18 protein-coding genes are annotated in these 21,678 nt (G+C 65.4%); 10 read left to right on the top strand and 8 right to left on the bottom strand.

Translation table 11 applies throughout. The features are described from left to right. The first annotated feature begins 89 nt into the window (after positions 1-89). The 8 genes from BM002_RS13575 to BM002_RS13540 all read left to right on the top strand — a co-directional run bounded on the left by BM002_RS13575 (position 90) and on the right by BM002_RS13540 (position 8,032). Positions 90-1,040 (top strand): NAD(P)H-binding protein, encoded by a 951-nt coding sequence (locus BM002_RS13575; RefSeq protein WP_092782047.1) that lies wholly within the window; start codon positions 90-92, stop codon positions 1,038-1,040. A 114-nt stretch (positions 1,041-1,154) separates the two neighbouring features. Then, complete coding sequence (locus BM002_RS13570; RefSeq protein WP_092782044.1) at positions 1,155-2,702, top strand: ABC transporter substrate-binding protein; 1,548 nt, start codon at positions 1,155-1,157, stop codon at positions 2,700-2,702. 174 nt (positions 2,703-2,876) lie between these two features. Continuing rightward, positions 2,877-3,854: an ABC transporter permease gene (locus BM002_RS13565; protein WP_092782240.1), complete on the top strand. Its 978-nt coding sequence runs from the start codon at positions 2,877-2,879 to the stop codon at positions 3,852-3,854. Beyond that, positions 3,851-4,765: an ABC transporter permease gene (locus BM002_RS13560; protein WP_092782041.1), complete on the top strand. Its 915-nt coding sequence runs from the start codon at positions 3,851-3,853 to the stop codon at positions 4,763-4,765. Before BM002_RS13565 ends, BM002_RS13560 begins: the two co-directional genes overlap by 4 nt. Next, entirely contained in the window at positions 4,765-5,115 is a 351-nt protein-coding gene (locus BM002_RS13555) for an ADP-ribosylation/crystallin J1 (protein WP_092782038.1), read from the top strand. Before BM002_RS13560 ends, BM002_RS13555 begins: the two co-directional genes overlap by 1 nt. Further along, a complete protein-coding gene (locus BM002_RS13550; RefSeq protein ID WP_092782034.1) occupies positions 5,115-6,098 on the top strand; it encodes an ABC transporter ATP-binding protein in 984 nt (327 codons plus the stop codon). Before BM002_RS13555 ends, BM002_RS13550 begins: the two co-directional genes overlap by 1 nt. Further along, positions 6,095-7,081, top strand: coding sequence for an ABC transporter ATP-binding protein (locus BM002_RS13545; protein ID WP_092782031.1), 987 nt, complete (start codon positions 6,095-6,097; stop codon positions 7,079-7,081). The genes BM002_RS13550 and BM002_RS13545 overlap by 4 nt, the downstream gene beginning before the upstream one ends. A gap of 54 nt (positions 7,082-7,135) precedes the next feature. Continuing rightward, positions 7,136-8,032 carry an SMP-30/gluconolactonase/LRE family protein gene (locus BM002_RS13540; RefSeq protein WP_092782028.1) on the top strand — a complete coding sequence of 299 codons (897 nt, stop codon included), beginning with the start codon at positions 7,136-7,138 and terminating at the stop codon, positions 8,030-8,032. On the opposite strand, the gene BM002_RS13535 is transcribed toward BM002_RS13540, so the two are convergent. From BM002_RS13535 to BM002_RS13520, 4 genes are all read right to left on the bottom strand, one after another. Next, complete coding sequence (locus tag BM002_RS13535) at positions 8,029-8,811, bottom strand: IclR family transcriptional regulator (RefSeq protein WP_092782025.1); 783 nt, start codon at positions 8,809-8,811, stop codon at positions 8,029-8,031. The two genes, BM002_RS13540 and BM002_RS13535, sit on opposite strands and share 4 nt — an antisense overlap. Before the next feature lie 17 nt (positions 8,812-8,828). Then, complete coding sequence (locus tag BM002_RS13530; RefSeq protein ID WP_092782022.1) at positions 8,829-10,187, bottom strand: TRAP transporter large permease; 1,359 nt, start codon at positions 10,185-10,187, stop codon at positions 8,829-8,831. Continuing rightward, on the bottom strand, positions 10,184-10,858 hold the full coding sequence (locus tag BM002_RS13525) for a TRAP transporter small permease (RefSeq protein ID WP_092782019.1): 675 nt from the start codon (positions 10,856-10,858) through the stop codon (positions 10,184-10,186). The genes BM002_RS13530 and BM002_RS13525 overlap by 4 nt, the downstream gene beginning before the upstream one ends. A gap of 137 nt (positions 10,859-10,995) precedes the next feature. Further along, a complete protein-coding gene (locus BM002_RS13520; RefSeq protein WP_092782016.1) occupies positions 10,996-12,228 on the bottom strand; it encodes a TRAP transporter substrate-binding protein in 1,233 nt (410 codons plus the stop codon). A 122-nt stretch (positions 12,229-12,350) separates the two neighbouring features. On the opposite strand from BM002_RS13520, the gene BM002_RS13515 reads away from it, so the two are divergent. Next, entirely contained in the window at positions 12,351-13,967 is a 1,617-nt protein-coding gene (locus BM002_RS13515) for a GMC family oxidoreductase (RefSeq protein WP_092782013.1), read from the top strand. Between the two features lie 3 nt (positions 13,968-13,970). Here BM002_RS13515 and BM002_RS13510 read toward each other — a convergent pair whose 3' ends face one another. From BM002_RS13510 to BM002_RS13495, 4 genes are read right to left on the bottom strand one after another with little or no spacing between them, the layout of a single operon-like run. Then, the gene (locus BM002_RS13510) at positions 13,971-15,254 is read right to left on the bottom strand and encodes a mannitol dehydrogenase family protein (protein ID WP_092782010.1); all 1,284 of its coding nucleotides are present in this window, start codon (positions 15,252-15,254) and stop codon (positions 13,971-13,973) included. Beyond that, positions 15,251-16,402 carry a mannonate dehydratase gene (uxuA, locus tag BM002_RS13505; protein WP_092782238.1) on the bottom strand — a complete coding sequence of 384 codons (1,152 nt, stop codon included), beginning with the start codon at positions 16,400-16,402 and terminating at the stop codon, positions 15,251-15,253. Before uxuA ends, BM002_RS13510 begins: the two co-directional genes overlap by 4 nt. Continuing rightward, the gene (gene uxaC, locus BM002_RS13500; protein ID WP_092782007.1) at positions 16,402-17,772 is read right to left on the bottom strand and encodes a glucuronate isomerase; all 1,371 of its coding nucleotides are present in this window, start codon (positions 17,770-17,772) and stop codon (positions 16,402-16,404) included. The genes uxuA and uxaC overlap by 1 nt, the downstream gene beginning before the upstream one ends. A gap of 58 nt (positions 17,773-17,830) precedes the next feature. Continuing rightward, complete coding sequence (locus BM002_RS13495; protein ID WP_245749254.1) at positions 17,831-20,770, bottom strand: L-glutamate gamma-semialdehyde dehydrogenase; 2,940 nt, start codon at positions 20,768-20,770, stop codon at positions 17,831-17,833. 117 nt (positions 20,771-20,887) lie between these two features. Here BM002_RS13495 and BM002_RS13490 point away from each other — a divergent pair, with 117 nt between their 5' ends. After that, entirely contained in the window at positions 20,888-21,370 is a 483-nt protein-coding gene (locus BM002_RS13490) for an Lrp/AsnC ligand binding domain-containing protein (RefSeq protein WP_092782001.1), read from the top strand. Positions 21,371-21,678: the final 308 nt, after the last annotated feature.

Raw genomic sequence — 21,678 nt, 5'->3', positions numbered from 1 at the left:
GCGGAAGGGGGCCTTTGCGGGCCCCCTTTTGCGTTGCCCGGGCCGGTGTTTGCCCTTGCGCCGATCGTATGGGGACGAAACGGTGAACCATGGCCGCGCAATTGCATTCCATCCTTCTTGCCGGGGCGACCGGGGCCATCGGGCGTGCCGTGGCGTGGGAACTGCTGTCCCAAGGGTTTGCGGTTACGGCCCTTCTGCGCCCCGAAAGCGACCCCTCCGGTCTGCCCGAGGGTGTCGCGGTGCAGGTGGCTGCGCCCGAGGGCACCTTCGATGCGGTTGTCTCCTGCATTGCCTCGCGCACGGGCACGCCAGCCGACGCCTGGGCTGTGGATCATCGGGCCAACCTCGACTTGTTGGCGATGGCGCAAACGGCGGGAGCGGGGCGGTTCCTCTTGCTGTCGGCGATCTGCGTGCAAAAGCCCGATCTGGCGTTCCAGCAGGCCAAGCTCGCTTTCGAGGCGGAGTTGGCCGCTTCGGGTCTCGACTGGACCGTGGTCCGCCCGACGGCCTTCTTCAAATCGCTGTCCGGTCAGGTCGCGCGGGTGCAGGCGGGCAAGCCCTTCCTCGCGTTCGGGGATGGCACGGTCACCGCCTGCAAACCGATCAGCGACGGCGATCTGGCGCGCTTCGTCGCGCGGACCCTGACCGATCCCGCCACCCATGGGACGATCCTGCCCATCGGGGGGCCGGGGCCCGCCATCACGCCACGCGATCAGGCGACGATCCTGTCGGACCTTCTGGGCCGACCTGTGCCGGTCCGGCGGATTCCGCCCATCCTGATGGATGCGATCGTGGGCGTTCTGGATATCGGCGCGCGGATCGTGCCCGGCTTGCGCGACAAGGCCGCCCTGGCCCGCATCGGGCGATACTACGCGACCGAGTCGATGCTGGTCTGGGACGCGGCGGCAGGGCGCTACGATGCCGACGCCACGCCCGAATACGGGACCGAGACGTTGCGCGACCACTATGCCGCCCTGCTGCGCGGCGATCTGGACAGTGACCTCGGGCAGCAGGCCGTCTTCGGCAGACCGAAGGCCTGATTCAAGACCCAAACCCATCAGAATGCGTGATTTGGCCGGACAGACGGCGGAGTCCGGTTGACGTGCCGCCCCGATGCGCCATCGTAGGAGGCATAAACCGGGGAGATATCCGCCATGAAACTTGTCTTGACTGCTGCCCTTCTGGCCGCGGCGCTGCCGGCCGCTGCCGCCGACCTGAGGTTCGCCGCCACATCCGATCCGAACACGCTGGACCCGAACGCGGGCAACTCCGCGCCCGTCTTCAGCCTGCTCGGGAATGTCTACGAGGGGTTGGTCCGCCGCGACCGCGAAATGACCATCGAGCCGGCGCTTGCCGAAGCCTGGGAGCCGCTTGAGGACGGCGACGGCTGGCGCTTCCGCCTGCGGCAGGGGGTCAAGTTCCACGGCGGACAGGATTTCACCGCCGAAGACGTGATTTTCAGCTATGAGCGCGCCTCCAGCGAGCAGAGCGACACGTCGAGCTGGTTCGCCGGTGTCACCTCGGTCGAGGCCATAGATGATTACACCGTCGAAATCCGCACCGAGGCGCCGAACCCGATTTTCGTGGACGGCATCGCCAACTGGATGATGATGGACAGCGGGTGGGCCGCCGAGAACGGGGCCGAGCGTCCCAACATCGAACAGGGCAACTTCGCCACGCTGAACACGAACGGCACCGGCCCCTACATGGTGACCGAACGCCAGCCGGGCCTGAAGACCGTGCTGACCGCCTTTGACGGTTGGTGGGGCGAGGATCGGGGCAATGTCACGACCGCCACCTTCACGCCGGTGCAGAATTCGGCCACGGCCGTCGCCGCCCTTCTGTCGGGCGAACTTGACCTGATCGAGCCGGTTCCGGTGCAGGACGCGGAGCGGGTCGATGCGACGGACGGCGTCAACGTGATCCGCGGGATCGAGGCGCGTGTCATCATGCTCGGCTTTCCGCATGACAAGGACACGCTGCTGACCGGGGGCGAGAACCCGTTCAAGGATGTCCGCGTCCGCGAGGCGGTGGCCCATGCGATCAACGTGCCCGCGATCCTTCAGACGGTGATGCGCGGATCCGCCGAACCGACGGGCCAACTCGTCAGTGCGACGACGCGCGGCTATACCAGCGGGATCGAGCAGCGCGCCTATGACCCCGACAGGGCCCGTGAACTGCTGGCCGAGGCGGGCTATCCCGACGGGTTCGCGTTTTCCTTCAAGTGCACCAACGACCGCTATCTGAACGACGAGGCAGTCTGCACCGCGATCAATGCCATGCTGGCGCAGGTCGGTCTGAAGCCCGCGTTCGAGACGGTGCCGGTCGCCAACTATTGGCCCGCGCTGCGCGCAGATGAGCATGACATGTACCTGCTCGGCTGGTCGCCCGGCACCTTTGACGCGGAACACCCGATCCGCTTCCTCGTCTCGACCCCGAACGAGGAAAAACTGCTCGGATCGTGGAACTTCGGCGGCTATTCCAGCCCGCGCATCGATCAGCTTCTGCCCGGCATCCAGTCGGAAATCGACGAAGAGGCCCGGCAGATCATGCTCGACGAGGTGGCCAATATCGTCGCCGACGACGTGGCCTATGTGCCGCTCTATATCCAGCCGCTGATCTGGGGCGTGAGGGACGGGGCCGAAGTCATCCAGCGGCCCGACAACTTCCTGAACATCCGGTGGATCAACCTGCCGGAATAAGTCGGACCTGATTGTCGAAGGGCGCGGCGGGGCAACCTGCCGCGCCCTTTCGGTTGACGCGACAGCGCCCGGAAACCCGACATATGGGTCAAAGAACGGGACAAGATCCAGAATGTGCCCCAGGCAAGGCGGATCGGCGCTTGACCTCGCCGGTGTATGGGGCAGGTTGGCGGCATGCTCGCATATATCATCCGCCGCGTTTTCCAGTCGATCATCGTCCTGCTTGCGGTCGGTCTGGTCGCGTTTTCCATGTTCCGCTTCGTGGGCGACCCCATCGAGCAGCTTCTGGGGCAGGAGCGCACGGTGCAGGATGTCGAACGCCTGCGCGAGGCGCTTGGCCTGAACGATCCGTTCCCGGTGCAATACGCCAAGTTCCTGGGCCGCGCCGCCACTGGCGATTTCGGGATCAGCTATCGCCAGTCGCGCCCGGTGGCCGAGATCATTGCGGAACGCGCGCCCGCAACGCTGGAGCTGGCCTTCGTGTCGGGTGTCCTGGCGCTCGGCTTCGGGATCGGATTGGGGGTCTTCACCGCGATCCGCAGGGACGGGTGGGCCGCCAACATCATCATGTCCGCCTCGCTCATCGGGGTCAGCCTGCCGACCTTCCTCATCGGGATCCTGCTCATCTATCTGTTCGGAGTACAGCTTCGATGGCTGCCAACCTTCGGGCGCGGCGATGTGGTCGACCTTGGCTGGTGGACGACCGGGTTCCTGACGAGCTCGGGTCTGAAATCGCTGATCCTGCCGTCGATCACCCTGGGCCTGTTCCAGATGACGCTGATCATGCGGCTGGTGCGGTCCGAGATGCTGGAAGTGCTGCGGCAGGATTACATCCGATTTGCCCGCGCCCGGGGCCTGTCGGCCAAGGCCGTGAACTTCCGCCATGCGCTCAAGAACACGATGATTCCGGTCATCACGGTCACCGGCCTGCAATTGGGCGCGATCATCGCCTTCGCCATTATCACCGAGACGGTGTTCCAGTGGCCGGGCGTCGGGTTGCTGTTCATCAACGCGGTGCAGTTCGTCGATATCCCGGTGATGGCCGCTTACCTGATGCTGATTTCGGTGATGTTCGTAATGATCAACCTGCTGGTCGATATCCTTTATGTCTGGGTCGATCCGCGCCTTCGCATCGACGGGAGGCACTCATGAGCGCCCTTCGCACCGCCTGGGACAGCGATCTGGCCTATTCGTTCCGCCGTTCGCCCGTCGCGGTGGTGGCAGCCTTCGTCACGCTGCTCCTGGTGCTGGCGGCCGTCTTTGCACCCTGGGTGGCGACGACGAACCCCTTCGATCCGGCCTCCCTCAACCTGATGAACGGCTTCTCTCGCCCCGGTGAGCCCAATGCCTTCACCGGCGAAAGCTTCTTTCTGGGCACCGACGATCAGGGGCGGGACGTCTTCTCGACCATCCTCTACGGCATGCGGATCTCGCTTTTCGTGGGATTCATGGCAGTGCTCTTCGCGCTGGTCCTCGGGGTCTTTCTGGGCCTTCTGGCGGGCTATGTCGGCGGCTGGACCGAGACGATCATCATGCGCGTGGCCGACGTGCAGCTGACCTTTCCGTCGATCCTGGTGGCGCTCCTGATCTTCGGGGTGGCGCGGGGCGTCATCCCGATCGAACATCGCGACCAGATGGCGATCTGGGTCCTCATCATCGCAATCGGCCTGTCGGACTGGGTGCAATTCGCCCGGGTGGTGCGCGGAGCGACGCTCGTCGAGAAGAACAAGGAATACGTGCAGGCCGCCCGCCTGATCGGGCGCAAGCCCATGGCGATCATGCTCAAGCACATCCTGCCCAATGTGCTGTCCCCGGTGCTGGTCATCGCGACGATTTCGCTGGCCCTCGCCATCATCGCCGAGGCCACGTTGTCGTTCCTCGGCGTCGGCGCGCCGCCCACGCAACCGTCGCTCGGTACCCTCATCCGGATCGGTCAGGATTTCCTGTTCTCGGGCGAATGGTGGATCCTGTTCTTCCCCGCCGTGACCCTGCTGGCGCTGGCCCTGTCGGTGAACCTTCTGGGCGACTGGCTGCGCGATGCGCTGAACCCGAGGCTGCGGTGATGGCTGTTTCAGAGACAACGACCCTGTGGCGACCAGTCGGACCAGAAGAGTTAGAGCTTATTCGTCAAACTGGGATGAAGGCCTTCCCACCTCGTCTGCCGGAACAACCGATCTTCTATCCAGTCACGACCGAAGAATATGCTGTGAAGATCGCGAGAGACTGGAACGTAAAGGCCAGCGGCAGCGGATTCGTCACGAAGTTTGAAGTCGAGAACACCTATCTTGCGGCTTTCGATATTCAGGAAGCAGGCGGGCGAGAGCATCTGGAATACTGGATTCCAGCGGAAGACTTGCCCAACTTCAACGCGGCTATCGTCGGCAGAATCTCAGTGACGCAGGAGTTCCCTTGATGACCACCCCTGTCCTCGAACTCCGCGACCTCACTGTCGACATCCCGACCCGGCACGGCACGCTCCGCCCCGTGGACAACGTGTCGTGGGACATTGCCGCCGGTGAAATCCTCGGCGTGGTGGGCGAGTCCGGGGCGGGCAAGTCGATGACCGGCAATGCCGTGATCGGCCTGCTGGACCCGCCCGCGCATATTTCGGGCGGGCAGGTCTTGCTGGAGGGGGAGCGGATCGACAACTACACCCTGCCGCAGATGCGCAAGGTTCGCGGCAAGCGGATCGGGATGGTGTTTCAGGACCCGCTGACCTCGCTCAACCCGCTGCTGACCGTAGGCGAACAGCTGGAGGAGACGATCCTGCGCCACCTCGACGTGAGCCAGGATGAGGCCGCCGCGCGCGCCATTCGGGGTCTCGATGAAGTGGGCATCCCTTCGGCCAAGAACCGCATGGGTGCCTATCCGCACGAGTTTTCGGGCGGCATGCGCCAGCGGGTCGTGATTGCGCTCAGTCTTTGTGCCGAACCGACCCTGCTCATCGCCGATGAGCCGACGACTGCGCTGGATGTCTCGGTGCAGGCGCAAATCATCGCGCTTCTCAAACGGCTGTGTCGCGAACGCGGGATGGCGGCGATGCTGGTGACGCACGACATGGGGGTGATCGCCGAAACCGCCGACCGGGTTGCTGTGATGTATGCCGGTCGTCTGGCGGAGATCGGGCCGGTGAGTCAGATCGTCGGCCACCCGCGACACCCCTATACCGATGGTCTCATGGCTTCGACGCCTGCGGCCAGTGCGGGCAATGAACGCCTGAGGCAAATTCCCGGTGCGATGCCGCGATTGAACGCCTTGCCCGAGGGCTGTGCCTTTCATCCGCGTTGCCCTTTCGCGCAGGACAAATGCCGCAAGGACCCGCGCCCCGAAGTCGGGGCGTCGGACGCCCGCGCGGCCTGCTGGTTCCCCATCGAAGCCAGTGAGGCGGTCGCATGAACCTTGTCAGCATCAAGAACCTGACCCGCGTCTTCGACGTCTCCAAGCCATGGCTCAACCGCGTCATCGAGCGTCTGCCCAAGCGGATGCTGACGGCGGTGTCGGACGTGAGTTTCGAGATACCGGAGCGGACGACCTATGCGCTGGTCGGGGAGTCCGGTTCCGGCAAATCGACCATCGGCAAGATGGTGGTGGGCCTGCTGCGGCCCACGTCCGGCAATGTGGAGATTGACGGCGTTGACCTCGTGACCGAGAGCGATGCGGCGGTGATCGACCGGATCCGCACCGACATCCAGATGATTTTCCAGGACCCCTTCGCCTCGCTCAACCCGCGCTGGCGGGTGCGCGACATCATCGCCGAGCCGGTGGCCGCGCGGGGCGGCAACACTGATGGTCTGGCCGAGCGTCTGCTGGAACAGGTCGGCCTGTCGGCGGATGACGTGAACAAGTATCCGCACCAGTTTTCCGGCGGCCAACGGCAGCGGCTCTGCGTGGCCCGTGCGCTGGCCTCCGAGCCGAAGCTGATCGTCTGCGACGAGCCGACGTCGGCGCTCGACGTGTCGGTGCAGGCGCAGGTGTTGAACCTGATGAGCGACCTGAAGGAAGTGCATGGGCTGACGTACCTTTTCATCAGCCATGACCTGACCGTGGTGCGGCACATGGCCGACACGATCGGCGTTCTCTATCTGGGCCGACTGGTCGAGGAAGCGTCGCCCGATGCGCTCTTCACCACGCCGGCCCATCCCTATACCGCCATGCTGATCGACGCTGCCCCGCGGCTCGATGCCTTCGGGCGCGAGGTGGAGCCGCCGGAAGGGGAAATTCCCGATCCCATCGATCCTCCCAAGGGCTGCGCCTTCCATCCGCGCTGTCCGCTGGCAACCGACATCTGTTCCGCCGAGCGCCCGACGCTTCAACCATTCAACGGGGGCCGGGTCGCCTGTCACCACGCGGGGCAGGTTGCATTGAAGGGCGCCGCGTGACCGGCTAGCGTTCACGGCGACACCCCGGCGACCCCGCCGCAGGATGGAGCAGACATGTCCGGTTTCGAATCCCACGCTTCGCTTTTCGATGGCTACGTCTTGGGCAATGCCCCTTTGAAACGACTTGCCACCGGGTTCGACTGGGTCGAGGGGCCGGTGTGGTTCGGCGACGCGGATTGCCTGCTGTTTTCGGACATTCCCAACAACCGCATCCTGCGCTGGAACGCCGAGACGGGGATCAGCACCTACCGCGCGGCGTCGAACTTTTCAAACGGCCATACCCGCGACCGGCAGGGACGCCTGATCAGCTGCGAACACCTGACGCGGCGGGTGACCCGGACAGAGCCCGACGGGACGGTCTCGGTGCTGGCGGACCGGTTCGACGGCAAGCGCCTGAATTCGCCGAACGATGTGGTGGTGAAATCGGACGGCTCCGTCTGGTTCACCGATCCGCACTACGGGATTTCTATGGACTACGAGGGGTCCAAGGCCGAGCAGGAGCTTCCCTGCTGCGTCTATCGGATCGATCCCGAAACGGCCGAATTGCGGGTGATGGTCGACGACATGAACTGTCCGAACGGCCTGGCGTTTTCGGCGGACGAGACCTTGCTCTATGTCGCCGACACGGGCCGTTTCCGGCAGGCCGATCCGCAGCATATGCGCGTCTATCAGGTGCGCGACACGGGCCCGCTGACCGGGCGGGATTTCTGCAAGGTGGATGTGGGGGTCAGCGACGGCTTCCGCCTGGATGAGCATGGGAACATCTGGACGTCCGCCGGGGACGGGGTCCATTGCATCGCGCCCGACGGGCGGCTGCTCGGCAAGGTTCTGGTGCCCGAAACCGTCTCGAACGTCTGCTTTGGCGGGCGGGCGCGTCATGTGTTGTATATCACGGCGACGACCAGTCTCTATTCGGTCGCGCTGAACGTCCGGGGCCTCAAGACCGTCTAGGGACCGACGTTGCGTGAGCTGACGTGCGTGGCCAGTTTGGCCGCCGCCTCTCGCAGGTCGGGCAGGAACGACAGCCCGCGTTCCAGATCGATCCTCTGGGTCGGGGCGTGGAAGGACAGGGTCGCCAGCAACCGACCGTTCGCATCGTTGATCGGCACCGCGACGGCGATCATGTCGGGCATGAATTCGCCGCGATCGGTAGCATAGCCCCGCTCCCGGATGCGTTCCAGGGCTGCGGTCAGTTCGGCCCGGTCGGTATAGGTGCCGGGCGCCCGCGGGCGAAGTTCGGTCGCATCGAGGTAGATCTTGAGCTCGGCCGGCTTCAGCGTCGAGAGGAACATCTTGCCCGACGCAGTGCAGTAGAACGGGACCCGCGTGCCAGTCGGCAGCTGGATGCGCAGGGGCCATTCCGTCTCCTCGCGCTCCAGGTAGACCATGGCGTCGCCGTCGGGCAGCGCAATGTTGCAGGTTTCGCCGATAGTGCTGGACAGCTTCTTCAGGATGGCCTGCCGCGCACCTCGCACTCGCGACGACGACAGGACACCTCCGGCCAACCCACGCAGGCGCGGGCCCGGCAGATAGGCGCGGCCCCCGATGTCCCGTTGCAGGAAGCCTTCGTCGACCAGCGTCGAGAACAGGCGATGGATCGTCGGCTTGGGCAGGCCGAGACTTGCGTTGACCTCGGTCGGTGTGACCGGGTCGCCTGCCTTGGCCACCGCCTCCAGCACGAGGAGGAGGCGGAGGTTGGTCGGTATCGCATCGGTCCTCTGGCCGTCCATTTCGGGCGCTCCGTGTCCTATCTTTCAGGCAAAAGTGCCGTCGAAAGTTCCGGTACCAGCGCGACGAAGATCCAGACGGAAATCAGCGCCACGAGGTAGGGCACCGTATAGGGCAGCAGTCTGAAGTATGGAACGCCCGTCACGCCGGATGCGACATAGAGGTTCAGGCCATAAGGCGGCGTGATGAAGCCGATGGACGCTCCGACAAGGAAGATGACCGCGAATTGCACCGGTTCCACGCCGATGTCATGGGCAATCGGCGCCAGGATCGGAGCCAGGATGATCGTGACCGGCAGCGATTCCAGCACCATGCCCGACACGAACACGATGGCCATGGCGGTGAACAGAACGGCGTAGTAGCCGCCCATCCCGGTGACGAAATCCCCGATGACCTGCTGCGCGCCCAGAACCGACAGGATCTGCTGCATGACGACCGAGACGGCGATGAGCGGGGCCAGGATGCCGGTGATCTGCGCCGACCGCATGGTGATCGACGGCAGTTCGAGCGGGGAAAATCCCTGAACCACCAGCATTTCCCACCAGCTCTTCTGTTCCAGAGGGCGATTTCCGTCCCGCCCGATCATCCTGTAGATGGGCAGGCAGATGAAGCCGACGATGATGCAGACGCCGACGGTCACCCCCGCCGCTTCCGTCGGGGAAAAGGCGCCGGTGTAGATGCCGTACAGCACGAGGCCGATCGCCCCGAATCCAAGCCATGCCCCGAGCGCCGTCTTGGCCATCCGCGAGAACGACAGGCCGATCAGGATGCCCCACTTGTTCTTCCACGACAGCAGGAAGGCGGCCATCATCATGGCGAGGACCATAAGGGCCCCCGGAATGATCCCGGCCACGAAGAGATCCGAAATCGGCAGGTTCATGAGAAACCCGTAGACGATGAAGATGATCGACGGCGGAATGATGATGCCGACCGTGCCGCCGGCGGCTGCGGTCGCGGCACTGAACCGTTCGTCGTAGTTGCCCTTCACCATTTCGGGATGGAGCATGGAGCCGATGGTCGCCGTCGTCGCCGAGTTCGACCCGGAGATCGCCGCGAACAGGCCACAGGCGCCGAGCGTCGCCATTGCCAGCCCCCCGCGCAGCCAGCCGAGGCAGGCATAGGCGTAATCCGACAGACGCCGAGCGATGCCCGACCGGTTGATAAGGTCACCGGTCAGGATGAAGAGCGGCATGGCCAGCAACGCGAAGCCGTCGGTGAACACATCCGACAGGGCCGCTCCGATGTTGAGAAGTGGCAGGCCGATGATAAACGACATGCCGACGACCCAATAGCCGATCACCAGAAAGACAGGCACACCAAGCATGAACAGCAGCGTGACGCCTATGGAGATCAGCGTGATGATGGTGCCGTCGGTCATGTGTCACCGCCGATCACGGCCTGTTCGATAAGCGGGGCGCCATTGCGGAAATTGCGCAGGTCGACGACCAGATTTTCGAACACGCGGGCCACCAGGATCGTCCACGCAATGGGCACCGAGACCAGGAACCACCACTGCATCAGGTTGTCGGTTCCCGACATGAAACGGAAATTCGCGGCCGCTGCGACGGTTTCCTGCGTGGTCGTCACGACAACGATCCACGCAAAGCCGGTCCAGAGCAGTGCGTCGAGGAGAAGACAGAAGATCTGACCTGCTGGAGGCATGGCCGTACGGAATTCCGAGAAGGCCAGATGGGTGCGAAGCTTGACGTTATAGCTGCACCCCACCCAGGTCATGATGAGAAAGAGGAAGGAGGGAAGGGTGGTGGACCATGGGTTCTGGTTGTCGAACAGGAACCGCTGCACCACGCTCTCGAAGATGATGAAGCCGATCATCAGGTAAGAGACGACCATCACAGTAGGCTCCAGATGTCGCTCGATCATGGGAACGAACCGGTAGACGAAGAACATCGCCAACCCACCCAGGATCGTGGCCAGAAGGCCAAGGGTCCAGGTCGCGGGCTGGTTCTGCCGAAGCGCGTCCCCCAGTGTCCAGGCATCGTTCGCGAAAAGGGCAGATATGATCTCCCCGATGCCGCCGAAAATCTCCATCGACGGATCCTCCCTGTGGTTGTTGCGACCCCTCCCGGTCGCGTCCGGGGGTCAGCCTGCACGCGGGGTGCCGCCTCGCCCGCCAGTCGGGCCGGGCGCGCGCGGCGCCCGATCCGTTTGCGTGACGGCCCTTCGGATCAGGCCTTCCACCAGCGCCGAGGTTCGACGTTTTCGGCCTTGGTGTCGGCGGGGATCTGACGGGCGACGTCATAGATGCCCTGATAGGTATCCTGACCTCCCGACCAACCGTTCAGACGCTCGCGCCACTGCTCCCAGGCGGCGGGTTGGAACTCGGGCGAGCACATTTCCTCGGCCTTGCGGATTTCCGCATCCGAAAGCGAGGCGACGCGCACGTTGTTCTCGGCAAAGATCGTGCCGGGCAGCTGCGGGTTCGAGAAGCCGACGGTGTTGACCAGCGCCGCCTCGTTGGCCGCCTGCACATGGACCTGGGCCAGATAGGCCGATTCCATCACCGCGTCCTGCAACTCGCCGTCGAGCGCGTCGAAGACCGAGGCCGACATCGCCGTATGCTCGGTGCCGCAGAAGAACTTCAGGTCGACCGATTGGGACACGACGGGCGACATGTTGGCATAGGCCACGGCCGAGGCCCAGGTCTCTGCGCCGTCGATCAGGCCCTGCTTTAGGCCGTCGAGGGTTTCCTCCCAGGCGATCGGCACGGGGTTCAGGTTCAGCAGCTCCATCGCGATGCGACCCAATTGGGTGCCCGTGACGCGGTTCTTGGTGCCGAACAGCTCCTCGATGCTGGTGACGGTCGGCTTGTCGGCAAAGGAAGAACCGGTCTGGATCCCGCGCAGTTCGGCATGGGTGAAGAGGAACTTCAGGCCATGGCGCTGCTCGAAGGGATCGCGCAGCAGCGACACCGACTCGGGGCTGTAGAAGAAGTGGTATTGATCGGCCCGGGAGCGGAACATGTAGGCATAGTCCAGCACGTTCAGATAAGGCGCGCCGCCCGCCGAATTCTGGGTCGAGGCGGAATACATGTCGACGATGCCGGACTGGGTCTTCTCGACGCAGGAGGTCTGGCTGCAGATCTGGTTGTCGCCGATGAATTCGACGCGGATCTCACCGTCTGTGCGGCTTTCGAGATCGCGGGCGAACTCCAGGACGCCGGCGCGTTCGATCAGGAGATTCCGGGCGTTGAAGCCTGCCGCACCCAGTTTGAAGGTGTGCTTGGGTTCTTTGGCGAAACGCTTTTCATAGCTCGATTCCGCGGCCTTCACCAATTCGGGCAGCGTCGCTGCCCCGGCAAAGGTGGACGCGCCGAGGACGACGGACGACAGGCCGTATTGGCCCGACAACTTGAAAAGGTCCCGACGGGAAATCCCGCTCAGGGCGTTTGACGCTTTCATGTTTTCCTCCCTTGGATTGCAAATATGATACTTGCAGTCTCATTATTCAGCATTCTAATATTGGTCTGACAAGCTTTTCTTTCGTCGAGACGTTCAAAAAAGGGTTTGGAGGGACCATCAGCATGGCAGATCGGAGCGCGGATTTCGTCGTTGTCGGGGGTGGGTCCGCTGGCTGTGTCCTGGCGAATCGACTGTCCGCCGACCCCCGCAACAAGGTCATCCTGCTGGAGGCCGGACCGCGCGACTGGAACCCCTGGATCCATGTGCCGGTCGGGTATTTCAAGACGATGCACAATCCGTCGGTAGACTGGTGCTATCGGACGGAACCCGACCCGGGTCTCAACGGACGGCAGATCGACTGGCCGCGCGGCAAGGTCCTGGGTGGGTCATCCTCGCTAAACGGGTTGCTCTATGTGCGCGGCCAGCCGCAGGACTACGACCGCTGGCGACAGATGGGGAATGTCGGATGGGGATGGGAAGATGTCCTGCCCCTGTTCAAGCGCTCCGAACATCAGGAGCGGGGGGCCGACGATTTCCATGGCTCGGATGGGCCGCTCTGGGTGTCGAACATGCGGCTGCAAAGGCCGATCTGCGATGCCTGGGTCGCTGCCGCACAGAACGCGGGCTATCCCTTCAACCCCGACTACAACGGCGCCACGCAAGAGGGAGCGAGCTATTTCCAGCTGACCACCCGGAACGGGCGCCGCTGTTCGTCGGCGGTGGCCTTCCTGAACCCCGCCCGGTCGCGCCCGAACCTGCGGATCATCACCAACGCGCCCGCCACCCGCCTGATCCTGGAGGGGACGCGCTGCACCGGGGTGGCCTATCGCGACAAATCGGGGGCCGAACACATCGTCACCGCCGGGCGCGAGGTCATCGTCTCGGGCGGGTCGATCAACTCGCCGCAACTTCTGATGCTGTCCGGCATCGGCGAGGCGGCACAATTGCGCGACCACGGGGTCGAGGTGCGGGCCGATCTGCCGGGCGTGGGCAAGAACCTGCAGGACCATTTGCAGGCGCGGCTGGTGTTCAAATGCCATGAGCCGACCCTGAACGACGAAGTCCGCAGCCTGTTCAACCAGGCGAAGATCGCCGCGAAATACGCGCTGTTCCGGTCGGGCCCGATGGCGATGGCGGCCTCATTGGCCACCGGGTTCTTCCGCACCGGCGACCATGTCGAGACACCTGACATTCAGTTCCACGTGCAGCCCTGGTCCGCCGACAGTCCCGGCGAGGGGGTGCACCCTTTCTCGGCTTTCACGATGTCGGTCTGTCAGCTGCGTCCCGAAAGCCGGGGCGAAATCCGGCTCGCGTCCGGCAAGGCGGGCGTCTATCCCCGGATCATCCCCAATTACCTGAGCACGCAGACCGACTGCCGCACGATCGTCGAGGGCGTCAACATCGCCCGCCGCATCGCGCGCCACGCGCCGCTGACCGACAAGATCAGCGAGGAGTTCCGTCCCTCCTCCGACCTGTCGATGGACGACTATGACGGCACGCTGGATTGGGCGCGGTCGAATTCGGTGTCGATCTATCACCCGACCGGCACCTGCAAGATGGGCCAGGGACCCGGGGCCGTGGTCGACGACCGCCTGCGCGTCCACGGGATCGGCGGGCTGCGCGTGGCGGATTGCTCGATCATGCCGGAAATTGTGTCGGGCAACACCAACGCCCCCGCCATCATGATTGGCGAGAAGGCGTCGGACATGGTGCTGGAAGACGCCCGCGTCGGGGCCTGAAGGCTACAGTCGAGCGGTGACAGCTGCCTGCCATGTGGGGTCTTCGAAAATCTCGCGATGCCCCAAGCCGTCCAGCCGGGCGAGTGCCCCGAGCGGATTGTCGGATCGCACGGCGGCCCGAAGGCGGTCGGCCAGCGGATCGGACACCTCGGTCGCGCCGCGCAGATAGGTGATCCAGCTTGCGGCGGCGTCGGCATGCGCCGTCACAGCCAGCCCCTTCGCCAGCAGGTCAAGAGCGGGTGCGAAGATGCGCTGTGGCAACTTCTGGCTGCCGTCCATGGCGATCTGCGCGCAGCGATGCGCGATTGCCGGATTTTCGAACCGGGCAATCAGGTCGGCGGCATAGCCCTTGGTGTCCAGATCGGCGGGCAGGGTCTGCGCCGCCGCCATCATGACATCGATCACCTTTGGTCGCAGGTCGGGGTCGGCCATCACGTCGCGCACATGCGTGTGGCCAGAAAGGACGCCCATATAGGCCAGCGTCGAATGCGCCCCATTCAGCATCCGCAGCTTCATCGCTTCGAACGGCGCCACGTCGGGGACGATCTGCGCCCCGGCAGAGGCCCAGTCCGGGATCGGCCCGGCGAAATCGTCCTCGATCACCCATTGGGAAAACGGCTCGGTCTCGATCGCCAGCGGGTCGTCGCGGCCCGTGGCGTCGCGCGCGATGGCGCGCGTCTCGTCACTGGCGGCGGGGGTGATGCGATCGACCATGGTGCCCGGGAAGGTCACGTTGGTGTCGATCCAGGGCAACAGGTCGGGCCGGGTGATCGCGGCGGTTTCCCGCGTCAGCTTTTTCAGCATCGCGCCGTTGGCGGTCATGTTGTCGCAACTGAGAACCGTGATCGGCCCCGCGCCTGCGTCCCGTCGCTGCGCCAGGCCCAGAAGCAGGGTGCCGATCAGGCCATGGGGCGCATCCGGGTGGGCGAGGTCATGGGCGGTCACCGGGTCCGACCGGTCCGGCCCGCCGGTCGCGCGGTCAAGGCCATAGCCCTTTTCGGTGACGGTGATCGTGACCGCCGTGATCGCCGGGTCGGCCAGTCGCGCGGCAATCGGCGCGGCGCCACGGGACAGGGCATGGGCCCGCCGGATCGCCGTGATCCGCTGCACCTTCGGTCCTTCGGGGGCGCGCACGATCAGGGCGAAGCCGTCCTGGGCGTTCAGGGCATCGGCCAGGGTCGGGTCGCGCATCGACACCGCCTCGATCCAGGCGCCCGCATTCTGGGTATAGACCGCCTGATGGGCCCGGTGAAACGCGCCAAGCCCGAAGTGCAGAACTCCGGTCACGACAGGGCCACCATCACGCCGCGCAGTTCGGCCAGACCCTTCAGGCGTCCGATGGCGGGATAGCCGGGCGCGGTGCGGCGGGTGTGATCGTCCAGGATCATCTGGCCGTGGTCGGGCCGCATGGGCATCTGCCAATCCGCGCGGCCCGAGGCGTGGCGGCGGGCCTGTTCGGCCAGAAGGGCGCGGATCACGGCGACCATGTCGGTCGACCCGGCCAGATGGTCATCCTCGAAGAAGGAGCAGGGGACCGTCTCGGCCTCGCGCCGGACATTGCGAAGGTGTACGAAATGGATGTGGGGGCCAAGCCGTTCCACCATTCCGGGCAGGTCCACATCAGCCCGCGCCCCGAGCGAGCCGGTGCAGAAGGTGATCCCGTTCGACGGCGACGGCACGATCCCGACCAGCTCCGCGTAGTCGGCTTCGGTCGAGACAATGCGGGGCAGGCCGAACAGCGGCCAGGGCGGATCGTCGGGATGGCAGCAGAGCCGCACGCCCAGTTCCTCGGCCACCGGCACGACGGCGCGCAGAAAGGCGGCAAGGTTGGCGCGAAGGCCCGCTTCGCCCACATCGGCATAGGCGGCGAGCCGGGTGCGGAAACTTTCGAGGGTCCAGCCCTCCATCGCGCCGGGCAGGCCCGCAAGGATCGTGCGGGTCAGGGCATCGCCGTCGATCTGGTGCGTCATGGCGGCTTCGGTCACAGCGGGCGGATAGGTGGCATCGCGGCCCAGAACCCGAAGATCGAATGCGGCGAAGTCGATCAGGTCGAACCGCAACGCGCGGGCGCCCGAGGGACGCGGATACATCAGGTCGGTCCGCGTCCAGTCGAGGACCGGCATGAAGTTGTAGCAGACCGTCTCGATCCCGGCGCGGGCGACGGCGCGCAGGCTGTCGATCCAGGTGGCGGTGTCGCGGACACAATCGACGTCGCCGGTCTTCATGGCCTCGGTGACCGGCAGACTCTCGACCACGTCCCAGGTCAGGCCCGCCGTCTCGATCTGCGCCTTGCGCGCGGCCAGAGCCCCATCCGTCCAGACTTGCCCCGGGGGCGTATCGTAGAGCGCGGTCACGATGCCTTCGGCCCCGGCCTGACGGATATCGGAGAGGGTGACCGCATCGTCGGGGCCGAACCAGCGCCAGGTTTGCCGCATCATAGCTTGTAGGCCTCCCGGGCCAGACCCGTCGCGAGGCGTGGGGCCAGGGCGAAGGCCTCCTCCTCGTCCAGACGGTGGGTCGTGACCAACCCGGCAAGGAAGGCGCAATCGGCCCGACGGGCCACGTCATGGCGGGCGGGGATGGAACAGAGCGCCCGCGTGTCGTCGTTGAACCCGGCGGTGTTGGCGAAACCCGCCGTCTCGGTCACCTGGCCGCGAAACCGCATCATCCCCTCGAAGCTGTCGTGGAACCACCACGGCGGCCCGAGTTTCAGGCAGGGATAGGCCCCGGCAAGGGGCGCGAGTTCCCGGGCATAGGTGCTTTCGTCCAGCGTGAACAGGATCAGCGTCAGGCGCGGGTCCATTCCCACGGCATTCAGGAGCGGCCGCAGGCCCGCTACGAAATCGGTGCGGGTCGGGATGTCGAACCCCCGGTCGCGCCCGTGCCTGCGATGGACGCCCGCGTGATGGTTGCGCATCGCCCCGGCGTGCAGCTGCATGACCAGCCCGTCGTCGAGCGACATCCGCGCCATTTCGGTCAGCATCTGGGCGCGGAAGGTCTCGGCGTCGCCCGGGCTGGCGTGGCCCCGGATGACCCGCTGGAACACCGCCGAGGCTTCGCCTTCGGACAGGTCCAGGGTGGCGGCGGTCGGGTGGCCGTGGTCCGTGGCCGTGGCGCCCATGGAGGCAAAGAAGGCGCGACGTCTGCGGTGTGCCTCCAGATAGCCCTGCCACCGGGCCGTGTCGCATCCGGTCAGCTCACCCAACCGGATCACGTTGTTCCGAAAGCCGTCGAATTCCGGATCGACACAGGAGTCCGGGCGATAGGTCGGCACGACGCGACCGGTCCAATCGCTGTCGGCGGCGTTCTGATGGTGGGCCAGATCGTCGAGCGGGCTGTCCGTGGTGGCGATCACCTCGATGTTGAACCGGTCATAAAGCGCGCGGGGCCGGAATTCCGGTGTCGCCAGAGCTTCGGTGATCGTGTCGAAGAAGGCGTCCGCGTTTTCTTCGCGCAACCGGTCGGTCAGGCCGAAGACGGTCGAGAAGGCATGGTCCAGCCAGAGCCGGGATGGCGTCGCCGCGAACAGGGGATAGTGGCGCGCAAAAAGGCTCCAGACCTTGCGTGGCTCGCCGTCGAAGGCTTCGAACGGGACGCCCTGGCTCACCAGCATGCGGGTGACGTAGTGGTCGGGCCGCACGAAAAGATCCGTCGCCGTCCCGAAGGGCGCGTTGTCGCCCCACCACGCCGGGTCGGTGTGACCATGGGGCGACACGATGGGCAAATGCTCGACCCCCTCGAAGAGCGACCGGGCGAGGGTGCGCGTTGCGGGGTCGGGCGGAAACAGGCGGTCGGTGTGCATCATGGGCGGCACGCTAGGGTGCGTCTCGCCCGGTGGCAATCCGCCCCGGGCGAGGTTTCGGTCAGCGCTGCTCCATCGCGATCAGCGACGCGTTCCCGCCCGCTGCCGTGGTGTCGGTGCTGACCACGACTTCCTCCACGAAGCGGGTGAGATACAGCGGCCCGCCCGCCTTGGGCCCGGTGCCCGACAACCCATGGCCGCCGAAGGGCTGGCTGCCGACGATGGCGCCGATCTGGTTGCGGTTAACATAGACGTTGCCCGCGCCCACCCGCGCGGTGACATGGGCGATCGTCGCATCCACGCGGGAATGCAGGCCGAACGTCAGCCCGAAGCCGGTCGCCGCGATTTCGTCCAGCACCTTGTCGAGGTCACGCGCCTTCCAGCGTTTGACATGCAGGACGGGGCCGAAGACTTCGGTCGTCAGTTTGTGATCGCGGTCCAGCTCGATGATGGTAGGCGGCATGAAGAGACCATCGGGCACCTCGCCCTCATAGCGGGGCTTGTGGTTCGCCACATGGGCCTTGAGCCGTTCCAGCGCGTCGGCATCGATGATCGGACCGACATCGGTCGCCGGATCCATCGGATCGCCCAGCCGCAAGGTGGCGGCGGCCCCCTCGATCATCTTGAGCATCCCGTCGGCGACATCCTCCTGCAGATAGACGATGCGACAGGCGGAACAACGCTGCCCGGCCGACCGGAAGGCCGACAGGATGACATCGCGCGTGACCTGCTCGGGCAGGGCCGTGGCATCCACAATCATGGCGTTCACGCCGCCGGTTTCCGCGATCAGCGGGACGATGGCCCCCTCACGCTCGGCCAACGCCCGGTTGATCGACCGTGCCGTGGCGGTGGAGCCGGTGAAGGCCACGCCCCCAAGGTTCGGATCGGCGATCAGCGCCTGACCCACCTCGACCCCGCCCGGGGCCAGGATCAAGGCGTCCTTCGGAACGCCGGCTTCGTGCAGCAGGGCGACGGCCTGGGCCGCGATGCGCGGGGTCTGGGGCGCCGGCTTGGCGACCACGGCGTTGCCGACCGACAGGGCGGCGGCGGTCTGCCCCAGGAAGATGGCGAGCGGGAAGTTCCAGGGTGCGACGGTGACGAAGACACCGCGCCCGCGCGCCCGCCATTCGTTCCGCTCCCCCGTCGGCCCAGGCATCGTGCGCGATTGGCACAGCGCCTGCGCTTCGGTCGCATAGTAGCGCAGGAAGTCAACGGCCTCGCGCACCTCTGCGATGCCGTCGTCGATGGTCTTGCCGGCTTCGCGCGCCAGGGTTGCCATCAACGCGGGGCGATGCGCCTCCAGCAGGTCGGCCGCACGGTTCAGGGCGGCGCTGCGGGTGGCGACGGGCGTGTCCCGCCACGCCGGTGCGGCCTTGGCGGCGCGGGCCATGGCGTCGGCGGCCTGCGCGGCGGTCAGCGGCTTCACCTCGTCCATGACGGGGGCGGCGCGCATCGCCTTGGCCAGCCCGTTCAACTCGTCGGCATCCCCGAAGGTCAGGCCATTGGAATTCGGACGCGGCTGAAACAGCGCCGTCGGCAGCGGGATATTCGCGTGGCGCGGCGCTTCGGCCAGGTTCGCGGGCATCTCAAGGACTTGCTCGACCGGTATCTTGTCGTCCCCGGCCTGTGCCACGAAGGACGTGCTGGCCCCGTTCTCAAGCAGGCGGCGGACCAGATAGGCCAGAAGGTCGCGATGCCCGCCGACCGGCGCATAGATGCGGCAGGGACGATCCGTCTCGCGGGTGACGGCGGCATAGAGGGCTTCGCCCATCCCGTGCAGCCGCTGGAATTCATAGCCGCCGGCGTCGCCCGCCATGTGGATGATCTGCGCGATGCTGAGGGCGTTGTGGGTCGCGAATTGCGGATAGAGATGGGGCCGCAGGGCCAGCATCCGTTCGGCACAGGCCAGGTAGTTCAGGTCCGTCACGGCCTTGCGCGTGAAGACGGGGTAATCGGCATGGCCTTCGACCTGGGCATGCTTGACCTCGGTGTCCCAATAGGCGCCCTTTACCAGCCGGACCATCAGCGTCTGACCGGTGCGCCGCGACAGGTCCGCCGCCCAGTCGATGACCGGCAGCGCGCGTTTTCCGTAGGCCTGGATCGCCAGGCCGAAGCCGTTCCACCGCTCGAGGATGTCACCGGCGCAGGCCGCTTCGATCACCGCGATGGACAGTTCGAGCCTGTCCTGCTCCTCGGCGTCGACGGTGAAGTTCAGGTCGTGGGCCTTGGCCTCGGACATCAGGTTGCGCAGGACCGGGGTCAATTCCGCCAGTACCGCCTCGTGGTTGCGAGGCTCGTAGCGGGGGTGCAGCGCCGAGAGCTTGACCGAGATTCCCGGTCGCATCGGGAGCGGGCGCTTGCCTGCGGCCTTGCCGATGGCCGCGATGGCGTCGGAATACGACTTGGCATAGCGCGCCGCGTCCGCGGTCGTCTTGGCCCCTTCACCGAGCATGTCGTAGCTGTGCAGGGAGCCCTTCGCCTCGTTCTCCTGCGCGCGCTTCAGCGCCGCCTTGATTGTCTCGCCCAGTACGAACTGATGCCCCATGAAGCGCATCGCCTGCCGCACACCGGTGCGTACGGCCGGGCCGCCGATCCGACGGGTCAGGTTGCCCATGATGCCCGGGACCGTATCGTTCGGCCGCAGCAGCCGGTTTGACAGGCCCAGACCCCAGGTCGCCGCCGACACCAGCCAGGCGTCGGACGGATCATGCCCGTCCCAATCGCCCGCACCGATCTTGTCGGCGATCAACTTGTCCTGCGTCGCCTCGTCCGGCACGCGCAGCAGCGCCTCGGCCATCGCCATGAGCGCCAGACCCTCGCGGGTGGACAGGTCATAGTCGCGCAGGAAATCCTCCAGACCTCCGATCCGCGTCTTGGCGGCGCGGATGCCCTTGACCAGGCGGGCGGCCATATCCATCGCGTCCTTGCCGACCGTCTGAAACTGTATCAGGGTCGGGAAGATCGCTTCGTCGGCGGGGGCATAGGGGGCGGCAAAGGGCATGATGGAACGCTCTGATTGAGGGGCTTTCCGCATGATACGCCAAGAATTTCCGAATATCTCGCGAAACTTCACAAGTCCCGCTGGCATTTTCCGCGCTTTTCGCAGTAACTCTGACGCATGGCTGAGAATTCCACGAAATTCCCCACCCTTGATGCGCTGGATCGTGCGATTCTTCGCGAACTTCAGGACGATGGCCGAATCCCCGTCACGGCGCTGTCCGAACGGGTCGGCCTGTCTGCCAATGCCACGGCCGAGCGAATGCGGCGGATGCAGCGCGATGGCGTGATCAAGGGGTATTCGGTCCGCCTGTCGTCGGCGGCCCTGGGGCGGGGGATGACGGCCTTCGTGGAGGTCAAGTTGGACCGGACGGCCTCGGACATCTTCGACGCCTTCGCCGCGGCGATCCGCGAGGTCGACGATGTGGAGGAATGCCACATGGTTGCCGGCGGCTTCGATTACCTGCTCAAGACGCGGCACTGGGACATGGCCGCCTATCGTCAGTTTCTGGCCGATACGCTTCTGACCCTGCCGGGGGTTCGCGAAACCCGCACCTACACGGTGATGGAAGTGGTTGCCGAAGGTCGCGCCTTGCCCGTCTGAGCGGCCGAAGGTCGGGAAAACCGCCTGATTTTGATCCGTATTTTCTCCACGAAGGCGCTTGCCCAGGTGGTTTGATCCGATTTTTGTCGACAGATCAGGATTTTAGCAGTGCGGCATCGGGACTCGGGCGACGTCATCCGGTCAAATCTTAAATGAATTCAGAGTATTCGATGCTGGCGCATTAAGGTCCGATTAGGGCAAGCCCAATATCAGGACACACGCCGAGAATGGCGAACGTGGGTGGCCGAATGCGTCGGTTGCCTCAGGACAGAATGTCGATCTGGTTGCGAAAGCAGCTGTCACAAGCC

This window comes from Jannaschia pohangensis (assembly GCF_900113875.1).
Lineage (GTDB): Bacteria > Pseudomonadota > Alphaproteobacteria > Rhodobacterales > Rhodobacteraceae > Jannaschia > Jannaschia pohangensis.
The sequence above is the reverse complement of the archived record's forward strand: the minus strand, read 5'-3'. Positions and strand labels throughout refer to the sequence as shown.

What these genes read in the sequence shown, in the direction of transcription:
- BM002_RS13550 (WP_092782034.1), top strand. Translation starts at nt 5,115, where the DNA reads ATGACCACCCCTGTCCTCGAACTCCGCGACCTCACTGTCGACATCCCG.
- BM002_RS13565 (WP_092782240.1), top strand. Translation starts at nt 2,877, where the DNA reads ATGCTCGCATATATCATCCGCCGCGTTTTCCAGTCGATCATCGTCCTG.
- BM002_RS13515 (WP_092782013.1), top strand. Translation starts at nt 12,351, where the DNA reads ATGGCAGATCGGAGCGCGGATTTCGTCGTTGTCGGGGGTGGGTCCGCT.
- BM002_RS13545 (WP_092782031.1), top strand. Translation starts at nt 6,095, where the DNA reads ATGAACCTTGTCAGCATCAAGAACCTGACCCGCGTCTTCGACGTCTCC.
- BM002_RS13560 (WP_092782041.1), top strand. Translation starts at nt 3,851, where the DNA reads ATGAGCGCCCTTCGCACCGCCTGGGACAGCGATCTGGCCTATTCGTTC.
- BM002_RS13495 (WP_245749254.1), bottom strand. Translation starts at nt 20,770, where the DNA reads ATGCCCTTTGCCGCCCCCTATGCCCCCGCCGACGAAGCGATCTTCCCG.
- BM002_RS13490 (WP_092782001.1), top strand. Translation starts at nt 20,888, where the DNA reads ATGGCTGAGAATTCCACGAAATTCCCCACCCTTGATGCGCTGGATCGT.
- uxaC (WP_092782007.1), bottom strand. Translation starts at nt 17,772, where the DNA reads ATGATGCACACCGACCGCCTGTTTCCGCCCGACCCCGCAACGCGCACC.
- BM002_RS13575 (WP_092782047.1), top strand. Translation starts at nt 90, where the DNA reads ATGGCCGCGCAATTGCATTCCATCCTTCTTGCCGGGGCGACCGGGGCC.
- BM002_RS13520 (WP_092782016.1), bottom strand. Translation starts at nt 12,228, where the DNA reads ATGAAAGCGTCAAACGCCCTGAGCGGGATTTCCCGTCGGGACCTTTTC.
- uxuA (WP_092782238.1), bottom strand. Translation starts at nt 16,402, where the DNA reads ATGCGGCAAACCTGGCGCTGGTTCGGCCCCGACGATGCGGTCACCCTC.
- BM002_RS13525 (WP_092782019.1), bottom strand. Translation starts at nt 10,858, where the DNA reads ATGGAGATTTTCGGCGGCATCGGGGAGATCATATCTGCCCTTTTCGCG.
- BM002_RS13535 (WP_092782025.1), bottom strand. Translation starts at nt 8,811, where the DNA reads ATGGACGGCCAGAGGACCGATGCGATACCGACCAACCTCCGCCTCCTC.
- BM002_RS13540 (WP_092782028.1), top strand. Translation starts at nt 7,136, where the DNA reads ATGTCCGGTTTCGAATCCCACGCTTCGCTTTTCGATGGCTACGTCTTG.
- BM002_RS13555 (WP_092782038.1), top strand. Translation starts at nt 4,765, where the DNA reads ATGGCTGTTTCAGAGACAACGACCCTGTGGCGACCAGTCGGACCAGAA.
- BM002_RS13530 (WP_092782022.1), bottom strand. Translation starts at nt 10,187, where the DNA reads ATGACCGACGGCACCATCATCACGCTGATCTCCATAGGCGTCACGCTG.
- BM002_RS13570 (WP_092782044.1), top strand. Translation starts at nt 1,155, where the DNA reads ATGAAACTTGTCTTGACTGCTGCCCTTCTGGCCGCGGCGCTGCCGGCC.